The sequence below is a fragment of the Rodentibacter haemolyticus genome, assembly GCF_015356115.1.
Lineage (GTDB): Bacteria > Pseudomonadota > Gammaproteobacteria > Enterobacterales > Pasteurellaceae > Rodentibacter > Rodentibacter haemolyticus.
Genome location: NZ_CP063056.1, coordinates 655,894 through 671,068, shown reverse-complemented (window position 1 = coordinate 671,068; position 15,175 = coordinate 655,894). Strand labels below are relative to the sequence as shown.

General features: G+C 40.9%; 13 protein-coding genes, 1 tRNA gene and 1 pseudogene. 9 read left to right on the top strand and 6 right to left on the bottom strand.

The annotated features are described in order from the left end of the window. Nucleotides 1–63: 63 nt before the first annotated feature. The 4 genes from IHV77_RS03315 to arcC all read left to right on the top strand — a co-directional run bounded on the left by IHV77_RS03315 (nucleotide 64) and on the right by arcC (nucleotide 5,066). Nucleotides 64–1,293 (top strand): HAAAP family serine/threonine permease, encoded by a 1,230-nt coding sequence (locus IHV77_RS03315; protein WP_194812720.1) that lies wholly within the window; start codon nucleotides 64–66, stop codon nucleotides 1,291–1,293. Nucleotides 1,294–1,331: 38 nt separating this feature from the next. Then, entirely contained in the window at nucleotides 1,332–2,699 is a 1,368-nt protein-coding gene (locus IHV77_RS03310; protein ID WP_194812719.1) for an L-serine ammonia-lyase, read from the top strand. A 350-nt stretch (nucleotides 2,700–3,049) separates the two neighbouring features. Continuing rightward, nucleotides 3,050–4,054, top strand: coding sequence for an ornithine carbamoyltransferase (locus tag IHV77_RS03305; RefSeq protein ID WP_194812718.1), 1,005 nt, complete (start codon nucleotides 3,050–3,052; stop codon nucleotides 4,052–4,054). 67 nt (nucleotides 4,055–4,121) lie between these two features. After that, nucleotides 4,122–5,066, top strand: coding sequence for a carbamate kinase (gene arcC / locus IHV77_RS03300; protein ID WP_194812717.1), 945 nt, complete (start codon nucleotides 4,122–4,124; stop codon nucleotides 5,064–5,066). Between the two features lie 55 nt (nucleotides 5,067–5,121). On the opposite strand, the gene IHV77_RS11915 is transcribed toward arcC, so the two are convergent. From IHV77_RS11915 to IHV77_RS03290, 3 genes and pseudogenes are all read right to left on the bottom strand, one after another. Beyond that, nucleotides 5,122–5,889, bottom strand: a complete 768-nt coding sequence (locus tag IHV77_RS11915; protein WP_232842171.1) for a phosphoethanolamine transferase — start codon at nucleotides 5,887–5,889, stop codon at nucleotides 5,122–5,124. After that, nucleotides 5,876–6,297: pseudogene (locus IHV77_RS11910) on the bottom strand (phosphoethanolamine transferase domain-containing protein). Before IHV77_RS11910 ends, IHV77_RS11915 begins: the two are co-directional and overlap by 14 nt. Nucleotides 6,298–6,656: 359 nt before the next feature. After that, a complete protein-coding gene (locus tag IHV77_RS03290; protein WP_194813209.1) occupies nucleotides 6,657–7,751 on the bottom strand; it encodes a metallophosphoesterase in 1,095 nt (364 codons plus the stop codon). A gap of 118 nt (nucleotides 7,752–7,869) precedes the next feature. Here IHV77_RS03290 and IHV77_RS03285 point away from each other — a divergent pair, with 118 nt between their 5' ends. The 5 genes from IHV77_RS03285 (at nucleotide 7,870) to IHV77_RS03265 (ending at nucleotide 11,411) form a co-directional block, all read left to right on the top strand. After that, nucleotides 7,870–8,199 carry a YbaB/EbfC family nucleoid-associated protein gene (locus IHV77_RS03285; RefSeq protein WP_005629464.1) on the top strand — a complete coding sequence of 110 codons (330 nt, stop codon included), beginning with the start codon at nucleotides 7,870–7,872 and terminating at the stop codon, nucleotides 8,197–8,199. Between the two features lie 69 nt (nucleotides 8,200–8,268). Beyond that, nucleotides 8,269–8,871: a recombination mediator RecR gene (gene recR, locus IHV77_RS03280; RefSeq protein WP_194812716.1), complete on the top strand. Its 603-nt coding sequence runs from the start codon at nucleotides 8,269–8,271 to the stop codon at nucleotides 8,869–8,871. A gap of 16 nt (nucleotides 8,872–8,887) precedes the next feature. Further along, entirely contained in the window at nucleotides 8,888–10,852 is a 1,965-nt protein-coding gene (locus IHV77_RS03275) for a DNA topoisomerase III (RefSeq protein ID WP_194812715.1), read from the top strand. Nucleotides 10,853–10,962: 110 nt separating this feature from the next. Next, nucleotides 10,963–11,304 (top strand): preprotein translocase subunit SecG, encoded by a 342-nt coding sequence (gene secG / locus IHV77_RS03270; protein WP_194812714.1) that lies wholly within the window; start codon nucleotides 10,963–10,965, stop codon nucleotides 11,302–11,304. Nucleotides 11,305–11,325: 21 nt separating this feature from the next. After that, nucleotides 11,326–11,411 (top strand) — tRNA-Leu (locus IHV77_RS03265). A gap of 367 nt (nucleotides 11,412–11,778) precedes the next feature. Here the strand turns inward: IHV77_RS03265 and dnaJ are convergent. The 3 genes from dnaJ to dnaK form a co-directional block, all read right to left on the bottom strand. Then, the gene (dnaJ, locus tag IHV77_RS03260; protein WP_194812713.1) at nucleotides 11,779–12,930 is read right to left on the bottom strand and encodes a molecular chaperone DnaJ; all 1,152 of its coding nucleotides are present in this window, start codon (nucleotides 12,928–12,930) and stop codon (nucleotides 11,779–11,781) included. 2 nt (nucleotides 12,931–12,932) lie between these two features. Next, nucleotides 12,933–13,184, bottom strand: coding sequence for a DUF2798 domain-containing protein (locus IHV77_RS03255; RefSeq protein WP_228550029.1), 252 nt, complete (start codon nucleotides 13,182–13,184; stop codon nucleotides 12,933–12,935). 83 nt (nucleotides 13,185–13,267) lie between these two features. Then, nucleotides 13,268–15,160, bottom strand: coding sequence for a molecular chaperone DnaK (dnaK, locus tag IHV77_RS03250; RefSeq protein ID WP_194812712.1), 1,893 nt, complete (start codon nucleotides 15,158–15,160; stop codon nucleotides 13,268–13,270). Nucleotides 15,161–15,175 lie beyond the last annotated feature (15 nt).

Here is a 15,175-nt window from a genome sequence, read left to right as displayed (position 1 = left end):
ATCAGGTAATTTCCTGACTGATTGATATTTAATCTATAGCTTGTTTTTTTAAGGTCTTTCATTATGAAAAATACAAAATTAAATAAATTTGATGCCGTATGGATGCTTAATTTATTTGGTACGGCAGTTGGAGCGGGGGTATTATTTTTACCTATTAATGCTGGGATGGGCGGTTTTTGGCCGTTAGTGATCATGGCGATTCTTGTAGGCCCTATGACTTATTTTGCTCACCGTGGTTTAGCGTATTTCGTGCTTTCCTCTAAAAATCCGGGTAGTGATATTACCGAAGTTGTGGAGGAACATTTCGGTAAAACGGCGGGTAAATTAATTACATTGCTCTATTTTTTCGCTATTTTCCCGATTTTATTAATTTATGGAAACGGCATCACCAATACGGTCGATTCTTTCATTGTGAATCAGCTTGGTATGGCATCACCAAACCGCGTATTACTTTCTTTCGTTCTTATTGCGGTATTAATTTCCGTTATGCTTTTCAATGAAAAAGTGATGTTAAAAATTACCGAATGGCTTGTGTATCCTTTGGTCTTTATTTTGTTTGCAATGTCGATTTATCTCATTCCGGAATGGAACGGTTCAATGCTAAATGAATTTCCGACCGTAGGTGGTTTTATCACCACATTATGGGTAACGATTCCAGTCTTGGTTTTTTCCTTTAACCATTCTCCTGCTATTTCATCTTTTACCTGCTCACAATATCGTGAATACAAAGAATTTGACCTAACCGAACGTCATATCGGACAAACTGAAAAAGGCACATCTGCCATTTTACTTTTCTTTGTCATGTTCTTTGTGTTCAGCTGCGTATTGACATTAACACCGGAAGAATTACTTGCCGCAAAAGAACAAAATATCAGTATTTTGTCATTCTTAGCGAATAAATTTGATAATCCTTACATCTCCTACTTTGGGCCTTTAGTGGCTTTCTTGGCGATTACGAGTTCTTTCTTCGGTCATTACATGGGGGCGCGTGAAGGATTGGAAGGGCTTTATGTGAAAATGAAAGGGAAAGCCGTTGATCGTAAAAAATTAAACTATGGCACGGCATTATTCTTTTTATTAACTTTGTGGGGTGTCGCAATTATTAACCCGAGTATTCTTGGTTTAATCGAATCCTTAGGCGGCCCGATTATTGCGATGATTTTATTTATTATGCCGATGTATGCTATCCGTAAAATACCGGCTATGAAACGTTATCAAGGTCGCTTTAGTAATGTTTTTGTTACGGTTATGGGATTAATAGCTATCTCTGCGGTTATATATGGATTATTATAGGCGGCTTTGGAGTTTAGTAGCCTATATGAGAGAAATTTATGATTAGCGTATTTGATATGTTTAAAGTGGGAATTGGGCCTTCCAGTTCCCATACTGTTGGGCCGATGAAAGCTGGCAAACAATTTGTGGATGATCTGATCGAACGGGGTCAGTTTGAACAGGTTGCCGAAATTCACGTGGATGTATATGGTTCGCTTTCTATGACAGGGCGAGGGCATAATACGGATATCGCCATTATTATGGGATTGGCGGGGTATTTGCCGCATGATGTGGATATTGATTTGATTCCGGGTTTCATTGAAAAAGTGAAAGAGACCGCAGAATTGTCGATTGCTCAAGGTCAAAAAACAGTGAAATTCGATTTTGAAAACAATCTTATTTTTCACCGCACTTTTTTGAAATTGCATGAAAATGGTATGACCATCACCGCATTAGATGCAAGCCGCACAGAGCTTTATCGCCAAACTTATTATTCTATCGGTGGCGGATTTATTGTTGATGAAGCACATTTTGGAGAAGAGGAAAAGCTTAATATTGAAGTGCCTTATCCTTATAAAAATGCGGAAGATATTTTGCTCCATTGCAGTGAAAACGGGCTAATGCTTTCCACAGTAATGCTTGAAAATGAGATTGCTCTGCATGGTAAAGAGGCAGTTAAGGCACATTTAGCGAACGTATGGAAAACAATGCAAGATTGTATCGATCACGGTTTGCACACAGAAGGAATTTTACCGGGGCCTTTGCGTGTATCACGTCGTGCCGCTTCGCTATATAGAATGTTGCAAGCCAATACGAATTTGTCAAATGATCCGATGAAAGTGATTGATTGGGTGAATATGTACGCACTTGCCGTCAATGAAGAAAATGCAGCCGGCGGACGTGTTGTTACTGCACCGACTAACGGGGCTTGCGGTATTATTCCTGCTGTTCTTTCTTATTATGATAAATTCATTTCTCCTTTAACGCAGGAAATCGTTGAACGCTATTTGTTGGCAGCTGGTATGATCGGCTCGCTTTATAAAATGAATGCCTCGATTTCCGGTGCGGAAGTGGGCTGTCAAGGGGAGGTCGGTGTGGCTTGTTCAATGGCGGCTGCCGGTTTAGCGGAAATTCTCGGCGGCAATCCAATGCAGGTATGTATCGCCGCTGAAATTGCGATGGAACACAATCTCGGTTTAACTTGTGATCCGGTGGGCGGACAAGTACAAGTACCTTGTATTGAACGTAATGCCATTGCTTCGGTAAAAGCCATTAATGCTTCCCGTATGGCGTTGCGCCGAACGACTAATCCTCGAGTTACACTCGATAAAGTCATTGAAACCATGTATGAAACCGGCAAAGATATGAATGCAAAATATCGTGAAACCTCGCAAGGCGGTTTAGCGGTGAAAGTGGTTTGTTCCTAATAATAAGTAGGATGCCAAACTTGGTGTCCGAAATCCCCTTTAAAAATTTGGGGCTGAAGTAATTAGCCCTAAATCCTGTGTTATTCTCGCAATGTTTTAAACTGTTCTTCTGTATCCCAAGGCTAAATCGAAGTTTCTATTCTTGCTGGTTTACTTCAACCCAAAAGTTTTAATTGAGAACAGTGTGTATTCATACGAACAGGTTTTTATTGCCGTACATAATAGTGAAATTCTCTGAATTTTTTGACCGCACTTTTTCTTATCAAAATTTCTTTTTTCGTTTCATTGAACATTATTGAATGCTTTGCTAGAATAATTGCATATTTATGCAACACAATGAGGAGTAACCAATGGCGTTTAATCTTAAAAATAGACATTTACTTAGTTTAGTAAACCATACCGAACGTGAAATTCGTTTTTTATTGGATCTTGCGAAAGATTTAAAAAGAGCGAAGTACGCAGGAACAGAACAACCTCGTTTAACAGGTAAAAACATCGCCCTTATTTTTGAGAAAACGTCAACCCGTACCCGATGTGCTTTTGAAGTTGCCGCTTACGATCAAGGCGCACATGTTACTTATATTGACCCGGTTTCTTCCCAAATCGGGCATAAAGAATCGATGAAAGATACCGCGCGTGTTCTCGGCAGAATGTATGATGCTATTGAATACCGCGGTTTTAAACAATCTATCGTCAATGAACTTGCACAATATTCTGGCGTGCCGGTATTTAACGGTTTAACGGATGAATTTCACCCGACCCAGATGCTCGCCGATGTGCTCACAATGATTGAAAATTGTGAAAAACCATTAAGCCGAATCAGCTATGTGTATATAGGTGATGCGCGTAACAATATGGGAAATTCATTATTGTTAATCGGAGCAAAATTGGGAATGGATGTGCGTATTTGCGCACCGAAAACGCTGTTACCGGAAGAATCATTAGTGAAAATGTGTCAAGAGTTTGCGCAACAATCCGGCGCACGCATTACAGTGACGGAAGATATTGATACGGCGATAAAAGGTGTTGATTTCGTACACACGGATGTATGGGTATCAATGGGTGAGCCGTTAGACACTTGGGCGGATCGTATTGAGTTATTAATGCCTTATCGAGTAACGGAAGAATTAATGAAACGTACCGGCAATCCGAAAGTGAAGTTTATGCACTGTTTACCGGCATTTCACAACGCGGAGACGAAAGTCGGTAAAGAAATTGCCGAAAAATATCCTCAGCTCGCCAATGGTATTGAGGTGACGGAGGAAGTGTTTGAATCATCTGCTAACGTTGCATTTGAACAAGCAGAAAATAGAATGCATACGATTAAGGCTGTGATGGTAGCAAGTCTTGCATAGGTAATTAAAGATAGCATCGCCAATATTGCGGTGCTATTTTTTTGTCGGAAATATAGGAGGGAAGAAAATGAGAATTGTTGTAGCACTCGGCGGAAATGCTTTGTTAAAAAGAGGGGAGCCAATGACGGCACAAAACCAGTCTGCGAATATTCGTATTGCGGCAGAACAGTTGGCAAAGATTAAGCAGGAAAATGAATTAGTCGTTTCACACGGAAACGGACCGCAAGTGGGGTTATTGGCATTACAACACGCGGCTTATTATGCACAAGATCCGAAAATCGAACCTTATCCTTTAGATGTATTGGTTTCACAAACAGTCGGAATGATTGGCTATATGTTGCAACAAGAACTTACCAATCTAGCACCGAAAACGCCGGCCATCACTGTATTAAACCAAGTGATTGTTGATCCTAATGATCCTGCATTTGAAAAACCAAGCAAACCGATTGGGCAAGTTTATTCTAAAGCGGAAGCTGAAAAACTGGCTGCCGAAAAAGGTTGGACGGTTATGCAAGATGGGCAATATTATCGCCGAGCCGTACCAAGCCCATTACCAAAAGATGTAACTGGGATTGATTCGGTAAAAGCTTTATTAGCGAACGGCAATATTGTGATTTGTGGTGGCGGTGGCGGTATTCCTGGCTACTACAATGCTCAAGGTGAATTACAAGGGGTTGAGGCTGTGGTGGATAAAGATTTATGTACGGCAGTGATTTCTCAAGAATTAGAGGCGGATTTATTCATTATCGCAACAGATGTATCGGCAGCCTGTGTAAACTTTAATAAACCGGATCAACAACAAATTGCCAAAGCGAATCCGGCGGCTTTAGAAGCCCTGGCCTGTGAATTTGCCCCAGGTTCAATGGCACCAAAAGTGAAAGCGGTTATCAATTTTGTAAATGCCACCGGAAAAGATGCCGTTATCGGTTCATTAAGCGATATTGAACGCATTGTAAAAGGCGAAGCCGGTACACGAGTTACCCGATCTATTGAAGGTGTTGAATTTTATTAGATGATAAGATGGGGATAACGTATCCCCATTTTGTTGATAATATTGATATGCTTCCTCATTTTTGTTTCTTACAGGTTGCTAGAATATCTTTTTCAGGGCGATAGGTATCGCTAACCAGAGACATATCCATTACTCCGAATACCGTGCTATAAAAGTTATCATGAGAATATTTCTGTTGTTTGGCATTGCGGCGTAGGCAGTCAAAATCAATGCCTTCATCTTGACGGAATGCGGATGAAAACCACATAATCATTGGAACTTGGGTTTGTTCTTTTGGGGCGATGGCATAAGGTGCAGAGTGTAAATAGACACCGTTTTCACTTAAGGATTCACCGTGATCGGAAACATATAATTCTGCACTTTCCACATTGTTGCGTTGTTCTAGTTTTGTAATCACTTTGTCAATAAATTGAGCGATGTACAAAATACCGTTATCGTAGGTGTTGACTAATTCCTGATTGCTGCATTTATTAATTTCATTGGTATCGCAAGTCGGTGTAAAACGGCGATATTCCGCCGGATAACGTTCGTGATAAGTAGGTTCATGACTACCGATAGTGTGTAGCACGACAACAATATCTTTATCCATAGTTGAAAACATACAAGGTACGGAATATGCGGTAGAAGTTCCACAACTGGAAACCGAACGAAAATTAATGATTTGCTCCCCCCGATTTGCCAAGAGGGGCGTAGTTTGTCGTTTGTAACCATTTAATCCCCAATTTTGCGCTCGCGTAGTTTCACCTACGATCAGTACGGTTATATGTCGATAAGGATCGGGTTTATCTTGAGTGACTAGCAAATCTTGTTCAATGTAGGGCATTTTTTTGTTTAAATTTCTCTTGGACTTTACTAATTGATGCTCCAATAAAATTAGAAGGTAGTAATAAATGAGTGATGCTTTTATTATTACGGAAAAATGAAGCATAATCTTGATAAAATCCTTTACCAATACCGGCAATAATTATTGTTGAAAATAAGACTACTACTATTCTTACTCCAATTTCCTTATACCAAGTTTTATATTTTATTTTTATTATTAAATAAGTAATTGCAGGAATAATACCGAAAAAATAACCCATAAAATATAATTTAATGTCATTAATCTTGAGCTTTTCGACCAAGTTGTTGGCAGGGTGTTATTTAACATATCAACATTAAAGTAAATATCATAGAATATTGAGTGATAAGATATTGCAGCACTTATTACTAGTAATATTGGAATGAACACTTTATGAAGAATCGGAAAGGCTAAAATTTGAAATGCGGCATTTAATATAAAAAAACATTACGATTGGCATCGTATAGATAAAAAGATCTTCAGAACTCCCGGTTAACGGATGTAATGTTAATACTTTATTATAGAAAGCATAATTTAAAACTAAGGTAAAATATAATGAAAGAATAGAGATTAGTAAGGTTGATGATAATCTCAAATTAAGTTTGGGCATAGATAATAAGACTCTAATAAAATATTCCAATAAAAAACGAGTGATGAGATATAAAAAGAGAAAAAATTCACTCGTTTTTTGAAAAATTTTACTGGAGGGACACAAATAAAAATGCCCTTATTTTTAACCGCACTTTACTTTATTGATTTCCCTTCATATCAATAATTACCACCTCAGACTGCGAGCCTAAGCGCATTGGAATCCCCCAGAATCCATAGCCGGAAGTTACCATAAAATACGGCTTTCCGATCTTTTCCAAACCATAATCGATTCGATAAGTTAAGGCGGTAATAATATTCGCAGGGAAAATTTGTCCTTTATGGGTATGTCCCGAGACCTGCAAATCAAAAGGCAAGGTTGAATGCACTTCTACTTCTGAAGGGCGGTGATCCAATACGATAATCGGTAAATTCAAATCAGCTTGTTTTAGTAATTCTTCGGTGGTTGGACGGGATTTATCCAGATCATCATTCCGACCGATTAGAACCAGTTCGTTATTGATGGTAGTAATTTGATCTTTAAGAACAAAAATCCCGGCTCTTTGGATTTCTTCTGTGATTTCATTTTGATAGCCAAAGAAATCGTGATTTCCCAAGGTGGCATAAACCCCCATTGGGGCTCGCAGTTTTTCTAAATGAGGACGCATATTTTCCGCTAAATAAGCGTTGACGTTATCATCCATAATATCGCCCGGGAGCAAAATCAGATCAACTTTTTGTTCGTCCATAATTTGCGCAAGCTTATCCAGTTCTTTGCCACCAAAGAATTTACCTAAATGCAGATCACTTGCCACGCCGATGCGTAGAGATTTCATTGGTTTATCAAGCGTAATCTCGTAATGCGTTACTTTCGGTGTGTAGGCGTTGTAAACGCTTAAGCCAATCAGCCCCGCGAATAAAAAAGGATAGGTGAGGCGTAAAGTGCGGTCAATTTGGGCAATGAATTTTGTCTTTCTAAAGAGGCAATGAATGAGCACAATAGCAAAGCTTATAAAAGCGGAAAATAGCAATAAAGCTAAAATGAAAGCAATCGTACGTGCCGTAGATACAAGTTGTAATGCTTGGTCAATCCAAAGTAGGTTGGGAATACCAAAGGTGATTAACGCCAAGTATTTTTTGCCGCGTGCAGATAATTTCTCCGCCGATAACCAATGTAAAGTGCGGTTAAAAATAAAGATGAATAATTGCAAGCCGAGAATCACGGCAGCGAAGATGATATAGTAGCGTGTTTCCATAAAATGAGCTGTTTTGCCGTTTTGTTCAAAAGGGCGAATAATAAATTTCTCTGTTTCCAAAGGCAAATTTTTTCGCTAGAATGCACCCGATTTTTTGACTCGATAAAGGATGACATTTATGTTTGGAAAAGGCGGTTTGGGCGGCTTGATGAAGCAAGCGCAACAGATGCAAGAAAAAATGCAGAAAATGCAAGAAGAAATCGCACAACTTGAAGTAACCGGTGAATCAGGTGCCGGGTTGGTAAAAATTACGATCAATGGGGCACACAACTGTCGCCGTATTGATATTGATCCTTCCTTAATGGAGGATGATAAAGAAATGCTGGAAGACTTAATCGCAGCGGCATTTAATGATGCGGTACGCCGTGCCGAAGAATTGCAAAAAGAAAAAATGGCTTCTGTCACCGCCGGAATGCCGTTGCCACCGGGAATGAAGTTTCCGTTTTAATTTATTAGGATGTGTGAGTGGCGGCATTCACACACTATATCATTTCATATTTTCCCCATCGTTTTCATTATGCAAAGCAGTCCACTTTTAGAACATCTTATTGAAAGTCTCCGTTGTTTACCGGGGGTAGGACCGAAATCGGCGCAGCGTATGGCGTATCATCTTCTACAACGTAATCGGAGCGGCGGAATGAATTTGGCATGTGCGCTTACGGAAGCGATGTCTAAAATCGGGCATTGCTCACAATGTCGAGATTTCACTGAAGAAGAGATTTGTAATATTTGCAATAATCCTCGCCGTCAAAATTCAAGCTTACTTTGTGTGGTGGAAATGCCGGCGGATATTCAAGCCATTGAACAAACAGGGCAATTTTCCGGTCGCTATTTTGTACTGATGGGGCATTTATCTCCGCTTGATGGCATTGGACCTCGTGAAATCGGTCTTGATTTATTGCAGAAACGTTTGGTTGAAGAATCTTTCCACGAGGTCATTCTTGCCACCAATCCCACTGTGGAAGGCGATGCAACGGCAAATTATATTGCGGAAATTTGTCGCCTGCATAATATTAAAGTCAGTCGTATTGCACACGGTATTCCGGTTGGCGGTGAACTTGAAACGGTGGACGGAACGACATTGACGCATTCTTTCCTTGGGCGTCGTCAGCTCGACTAATTTTTCTTTTATTTTTATGCGCTTATTTATCGCAGAAAAACCAAGCTTGGCTCGTGCCATTGCCGATGTATTGCCAAAACCCCATCAGCGTGGTGAGGGATTTATCAAATGCGGCGATAAAGATATCGTCACTTGGTGCGTGGGGCATCTGCTCGAACAAGCCGAACCGGATGTTTACGATCCTAAATTTAAACAATGGCGCTTGGAACATTTGCCTATAATCCCTGAGAAATGGCAGCTTTTGCCACGAAAAGAAGTAAAAAAACAACTTTCCGTGGTGGAAAAACTGATTCATCAAGCCGATGAATTGGTGAATGCAGGTGATCCGGATCGCGAAGGGCAATTGCTGGTAGATGAAGTGTTTAGCTATGCGAATTTGAGTGCGGAAAAACGGGATCAAATTCAACGTTGTCTCATTAGTGATCTCAACCCGAGTGCGGTCGAAAAGGCGGTTAAAAAATTACAACCGAATCGTCATTTTATTCCCCTTGCCACTTCTGCGCTGGCACGTGCGCGTGCCGATTGGCTTTATGGCATCAATATGACCAGAGCCTATACCATTCGAGGGCGACAAGCAGGCTATGATGGCGTACTTTCCGTCGGACGGGTACAAACGCCGGTGTTGGGACTCATTGTACGCCGTGATTTGGATATTGAACATTTTCAACCAAAAGATTTTTTTGAAGTCTTGGCGTGGATTAATCCTGAGAATCAACCCGAAAAAACAAATGAAAAATCGACCGCACTTTTTAGTGCATTATGGCAACCAAGTAAGGCTTGTGAAGATTATCAAGACGATGACGGGAGAATCCTTTCCAAAGGTTTGGCAGAAAATGTCGTAAAACGTATTACGGGGCAGCCGGCTGAAGTGAAGGATTACAAAGACATTCGTGAAAAAGAGATTGCACCTTTGCCCTATTCATTATCCGCTTTGCAAATTGATGCGGCGAAGCGTTTTGGTATGTCGGCACAAGCCGTACTGGATACTTGCCAGCGTTTATACGAAACGCACCGCTTGATCACTTATCCTCGCTCGGATTGTCGCTATTTGCCGGAAGAACATTTTGCCGAACGTCATCATGTATTAAACGCCATCTCGGTACATTGTGAGGTTTATCAAACCTTACCGAATGCGGTGAATGTCAATCAGCGTAATCGCAGTTGGAATGATAAAAAAGTCGAGGCGCATCATGCAATTATTCCGACAGCGAAAAGTAGAGCTGTGAATTTAACGAATGATGAGCGTAATATTTATAGCTTAATCGCACGTCAATATTTAATGCAGTTTTGTCCGGAGGCGGAATATCGTAAAAGTAAAATCACACTAAATATCGCCGGTGGAACCTTTATCGCACAAGCACGAAATTTGCAAACGGCTGGTTGGAAGGAGCTACTGGGGAAAGAAGATGAAACGGAAAACCAAGAGCCGCTTTTGCCGATTGTAAAAAAGGGGCAAATTCTCCACTGTGAACGAGGGGAAGTTGTGAGTAAAAAAACACAGCCGCCAAAGCCTTTTACCGATGCGACATTACTTTCGGCAATGACGGGAATCGCCCGTTTTGTGCAAGATAAAGAACTGAAAAAAATTCTGCGTGAAACTGATGGGCTCGGGACGGAAGCCACCCGCGCCGGTATTATTGAACTGCTTTTTAAACGTGGCTTTCTCACTAAAAAAGGGCGTAATATTCACAGCACGGAAACGGGAAAAATTTTGATTCAAGCATTACCTGAAATTGCAACTCAGCCGGATATGACCGCACATTGGGAGGCTCAGCTCACGGACATTAGTCAAAAAAAAGCAACTTACCAACAGTTTATGTACGGGGTGAATCAAATGCTACCGGATTTAGTACGCTTTGTTGATTTCAATGCATTACGTCAATTAAGCCAAGTGAAACGAGCCATAAAAACAACAACGAAACCACGTAAAAGTGCGGTCAAAAAAACACAAGAATTTTCGCCTGAAAGCAAAGTTGATTAAAGTTGATACAATCGAATAATAAACAAGAAAAAAAACTTGCGGAAGCGGCAAAAAACTTATAATATCCGTCCCCAGTTTTCTTGCGTGATTCGCAATTTAGAGTAGAAAAAATGTATCAAGTTCTTTTATTTATTTACGTTGTTGTTGCGATAGCTTTGATTGGCTTTATCCTCGTTCAACAAGGTAAAGGTGCGAATGCCGGTGCATCTTTTGGCGGCGGCGCATCAGGCACAATGTTCGGTTCAGCCGGTGCAGGTAACTTTTTAACCCGCACAAGTGCAATTTTAGCAACAATTTTCTTCATTATCGCACTGGTATTAGGTAATCTAAATTCTCATCGTAACAATGTTGAGAAAGGTGCGTTTGATGATTTATCTCAAGCAGCGGAACAAATCCAACAGCAACAAGTTGCACCTGCAGTAGATAACAAAAATAGCGATATCCCGCAATAATAGGGTAATAAACAAATTAACGCTCTGGTGGTGGAATTGGTAGACACGCTATCTTGAGGGGGTAGTGACCATAGGTCGTGCGAGTTCAAGTCTCGCCCAGAGCACCAAAACACTTTTCAAAGCCTTTCGTAACTTCTCGAAAGGCTTTTTTAATGCCGGTAAGCACAAGGCTTTATCGCTAGTTTACCTTTCTTAGCTTAACGCCGTTATTCGTCTTTAACCGCAGTTTTTAGTAACACGGATAGTTACACAGTTTGAAATTTTATTACTATAAAAAAGGCGTTAAATTAAAATACATTGCTTTTTTCTAAAATGGAAAGGAGAATATTTTTAAGGGGAAGTGGGAGCAAGCATTTATCAATGATATAGATTTCCATAATATAGAATAGATAAAAGGACTGTTCCCGGTATGATACTGAAAACAATCCCTTTAATTTTTATAGGAGGATTAAAGTTTTAGATTTCTTTCTATATTTATTTATCGGATTTACCTAAATTATCAAAGAATTTCTTCACCCCGTCTAAAAAGCCGGAAGATTTCGGGCTATGTTTACTTAACCCTTTTCCTTGTAGGCTTTCTTCAAGTTTTTTCAGTAATTCTTTTTGCTCACTATTTAAGTTCACCGGAGTTTCTACCACAATGCGGCAAATTAAATCACCGGCATAACCGCTACGTGCGGAATGAACGCCTTTGCCTCGCATACGGAATAATTTTCCGGTTTGCGTTTCGGCTGGGATTTTGAGTTTTACTCTGCCGTCTAAGGTCGGTACTTCGATTTCGCCACCTAACGCAGCAGTTGCAAAGCTAATCGGCACTTCACAGTAAAGATTATTGCCGTCACGTTCAAAAATATGGTGATCTTTTACGTGAATAACCACATATAAATCACCTGCCGGTGCGCCATTTTCACCTGCTGCACCTTTACCGGCCAAACGAAGCTGATTGCCGGTATCTACGCCGGCGGGAATTTTGACAGAAAGGCTTTCTTTCTTGTGAACCCGTCCTTCGCCATGGCAGCTATGGCAAGGTTTTTCAATTTTCTTGCCGGAGCCGTGACAGGTCGGACACACTGTTTCAGAAACAAAGAAACCTTGTTGACGGCGAACTCTACCGGCGCCATGACAAGTCGGGCAGGTTTCCACTTTAGAACCCTTTTCCGCACCTGTGCCATCACAGCTATCACAATGGGCAAGGGTGTTGATTTGGATATCTTTAGTCGTGCCTTTTACCGCTTCTTCCAAACTGATTTCAATGTCATAGCGTAAATCTTCACCGCGAACGACACGCTGGCGTGAACGACCACCGCCCCCGAAGATATCACCGAAGATATCGCCGAACATATCACCGAAATCCGCACCGCCGAATCCGCCACCGAATCCACCGCCGCCAAAACCACCTTGTTCAAAGGCAGCATGACCATATTGATCATAAGCGCTGCGTTTTTCCTTATCGCTTAGGACTTCATAGGCTTCTTGAATTTCTTTAAATTTTTCTTCTTTCTCTTTATCACCTTGGGTGCGATCCGGGTGATATTTCATCGCAAGTTTTTTATAAGCCCGCTTGATTTCTTTTTCATCCGCACCTTTTGAGATGCCGAGAAGTTCGTAGTAATCTTGTTTTGCCATAACTAATTCTTATCATCTACAAATTTTATTTTAAATACCTTTACTGCAAGTTTTATTGCATATTTCGGAATGATAAATGCAGACGGTAGAGCGACAAGAAAAGCGGTTGCCCAATTATGCAACCAAGTTTCTATAAAACCGTCAAAAAAGCCTTTCATTATCCACATCATCGTAAAAGACATAAAACCTGACATAGATAAAACGGCAAAAGGGGTAAGAACATACCTTTCCCACTTTTTATTGATTAAAATCATCATTTTTCCTTATATACGCTAAAAGGGCGTTGCCGCCCTTTAGCTGAAAGTGCGGCTAAAAATGACCGCACTTTTTAGAAAGATTATTTATCTTTCACTTCTTCAAACTCTGCATCAACAACATCATCATTCGGTTTACTGTTGCTTTGAGTTTGTTCGCCTTGTGGCTGTGCTGTTTGAGCGAGTTTTTGAGCGGCTTCCGCAAGGGCTTGGATTTTCGTTTCGATGACCGCTTTATCTTCGCCTTTTGCAGCTGCTTCTAAATCGCTTAATGCACTTTCGATAACACTGCGATCCGCTGCAGAAACTTTATCACCGGCATCTTCTAATTGTTTACGCGTGCTGTGTACCAAGTGATCCGCTTGGTTACGTGCTTGGACTAATTCTTCAAATTTGCGATCAGCTTCGGCATTGGCTTCCGCATCACGTACCATTTGTTGAATTTCATCATCGCTTAAACCGGAAGAGGCTTTGATGGTGATTTGTTGTTCTTTACCTGTGCCTTTATCTTTCGCTGATACGTGGATAATGCCGTCCGCATCAATATCAAAGGTAACTTCAATTTGCGGCATACCGCGTGGAGCAGGGTTAATGCCTTCAAGGTTGAATTGACCTAAAGATTTATTGGCAGAGGCTTGTTTACGTTCACCTTGTAACACGTGGATAGTTACCGCACTTTGGTTGTCTTCCGCTGTTGAGAACACTTGCGATTTTTTGGTCGGAATCGTGGTGTTTTTCTCAATTAAGGTGGTCATTACACCGCCCATAGTTTCAATACCAAGTGACAATGGTGTTACATCCAACAATAATACGTCTTTCACATCACCGGCTAATACACCACCTTGTACCGCAGCACCGATAGCCACCGCTTCATCAGGGTTTACATCTTTGCGCGGTGCTTTGCCGAAGAATTTTTCCACTTCTTGTTGAACAAGCGGCATACGGGTTTGACCACCCACTAAGATCACATCATCAATTTCAGAAGCACTTAACCCTGCATCTTTTAATGCAATGCGAACCGGCTCAAGGGATTTCGCTACTAAATCTTCAACTAAGGATTCTAATTTTGCACGGGTTAATTTAATGTTTAAGTGTTTAGGTCCTGTTGCATCCGCTGTGATGTAAGGAAGATTCACATCGGTTTGTTGTGAAGAAGAAAGTTCGATTTTCGCTTTTTCCGCCGCTTCTTTTAAACGTTGCATTGCTAACGGATCATTACGTAAATCTACGCCTTGCTCTTTTTTGAACTCATCTACTAAATAGTTGATTACACGGGTGTCAAAGTCTTCACCACCTAAGTGGGTATCACCGTTGGTTGCTAATACTTCAAAGGTTTTTTCACCGCCCACTTCATCAATTTCGATAATGGATAAGTCGAAAGTACCGCCCCCTAAGTCATACACGGCGATAGTTTTATTACCTTGACCTTTATCCAAACCGTAAGCCAATGCAGCAGCAGTCGGTTCGTTGATGATACGTTTTACTTCTAAACCTGCGATGCGACCCGCATCTTTCGTCGCTTGACGTTGCGCATCGTTGAAGTATGCCGGTACGGTGATTACCGCTTCGGTAACAGGTTCACCTAAGAAATCTTCTGCGGTTTTCTTCATTTTTTTCAATACTTCGGCAGAGATTTGCGGTGGAGCCAGTTTATCGCCTTTTACGTTTACCCACGCATCGCCATTATCGGCACGTGCGATTTCAAACGGCATAATGTCAATATCGCGTTTTACTTCTTCATCTTCAAAACGACGACCGATTAAACGTTTGATGGCAAATAATGTATTTTTCGGGTTGGTTACCGCTTGGCGTTTTGCCGGTTGACCCACTAAAGTTTCGTTATCGTTTGTATAAGCAATAATTGACGGGGTTGTACGATCACCTTCCGCATTTTCAATAACGCGAGGTTTATCACCGTCCATTACCGCCACACAAGAGTTGGTTGTACCTAAGTCAATACCAATAATTTTTCCCATTTTGTACTCCTAAGT

Coding starts and splice junctions, on each gene's coding strand:
- IHV77_RS03315 (WP_194812720.1), top strand. CDS start 64: ATGAAAAATACAAAATTAAATAAATTTGATGCCGTATGGATGCTTAAT.
- IHV77_RS03310 (WP_194812719.1), top strand. CDS start 1,332: ATGATTAGCGTATTTGATATGTTTAAAGTGGGAATTGGGCCTTCCAGT.
- IHV77_RS03305 (WP_194812718.1), top strand. CDS start 3,050: ATGGCGTTTAATCTTAAAAATAGACATTTACTTAGTTTAGTAAACCAT.
- arcC (WP_194812717.1), top strand. CDS start 4,122: ATGAGAATTGTTGTAGCACTCGGCGGAAATGCTTTGTTAAAAAGAGGG.
- IHV77_RS11915 (WP_232842171.1), bottom strand. CDS start 5,889: ATGCCCTACATTGAACAAGATTTGCTAGTCACTCAAGATAAACCCGAT.
- IHV77_RS03290 (WP_194813209.1), bottom strand. CDS start 7,751: ATGGAAACACGCTACTATATCATCTTCGCTGCCGTGATTCTCGGCTTG.
- IHV77_RS03285 (WP_005629464.1), top strand. CDS start 7,870: ATGTTTGGAAAAGGCGGTTTGGGCGGCTTGATGAAGCAAGCGCAACAG.
- recR (WP_194812716.1), top strand. CDS start 8,269: ATGCAAAGCAGTCCACTTTTAGAACATCTTATTGAAAGTCTCCGTTGT.
- IHV77_RS03275 (WP_194812715.1), top strand. CDS start 8,888: ATGCGCTTATTTATCGCAGAAAAACCAAGCTTGGCTCGTGCCATTGCC.
- secG (WP_194812714.1), top strand. CDS start 10,963: ATGTATCAAGTTCTTTTATTTATTTACGTTGTTGTTGCGATAGCTTTG.
- dnaJ (WP_194812713.1), bottom strand. CDS start 12,930: ATGGCAAAACAAGATTACTACGAACTTCTCGGCATCTCAAAAGGTGCG.
- IHV77_RS03255 (WP_228550029.1), bottom strand. CDS start 13,184: ATGATTTTAATCAATAAAAAGTGGGAAAGGTATGTTCTTACCCCTTTT.
- dnaK (WP_194812712.1), bottom strand. CDS start 15,160: ATGGGAAAAATTATTGGTATTGACTTAGGTACAACCAACTCTTGTGTG.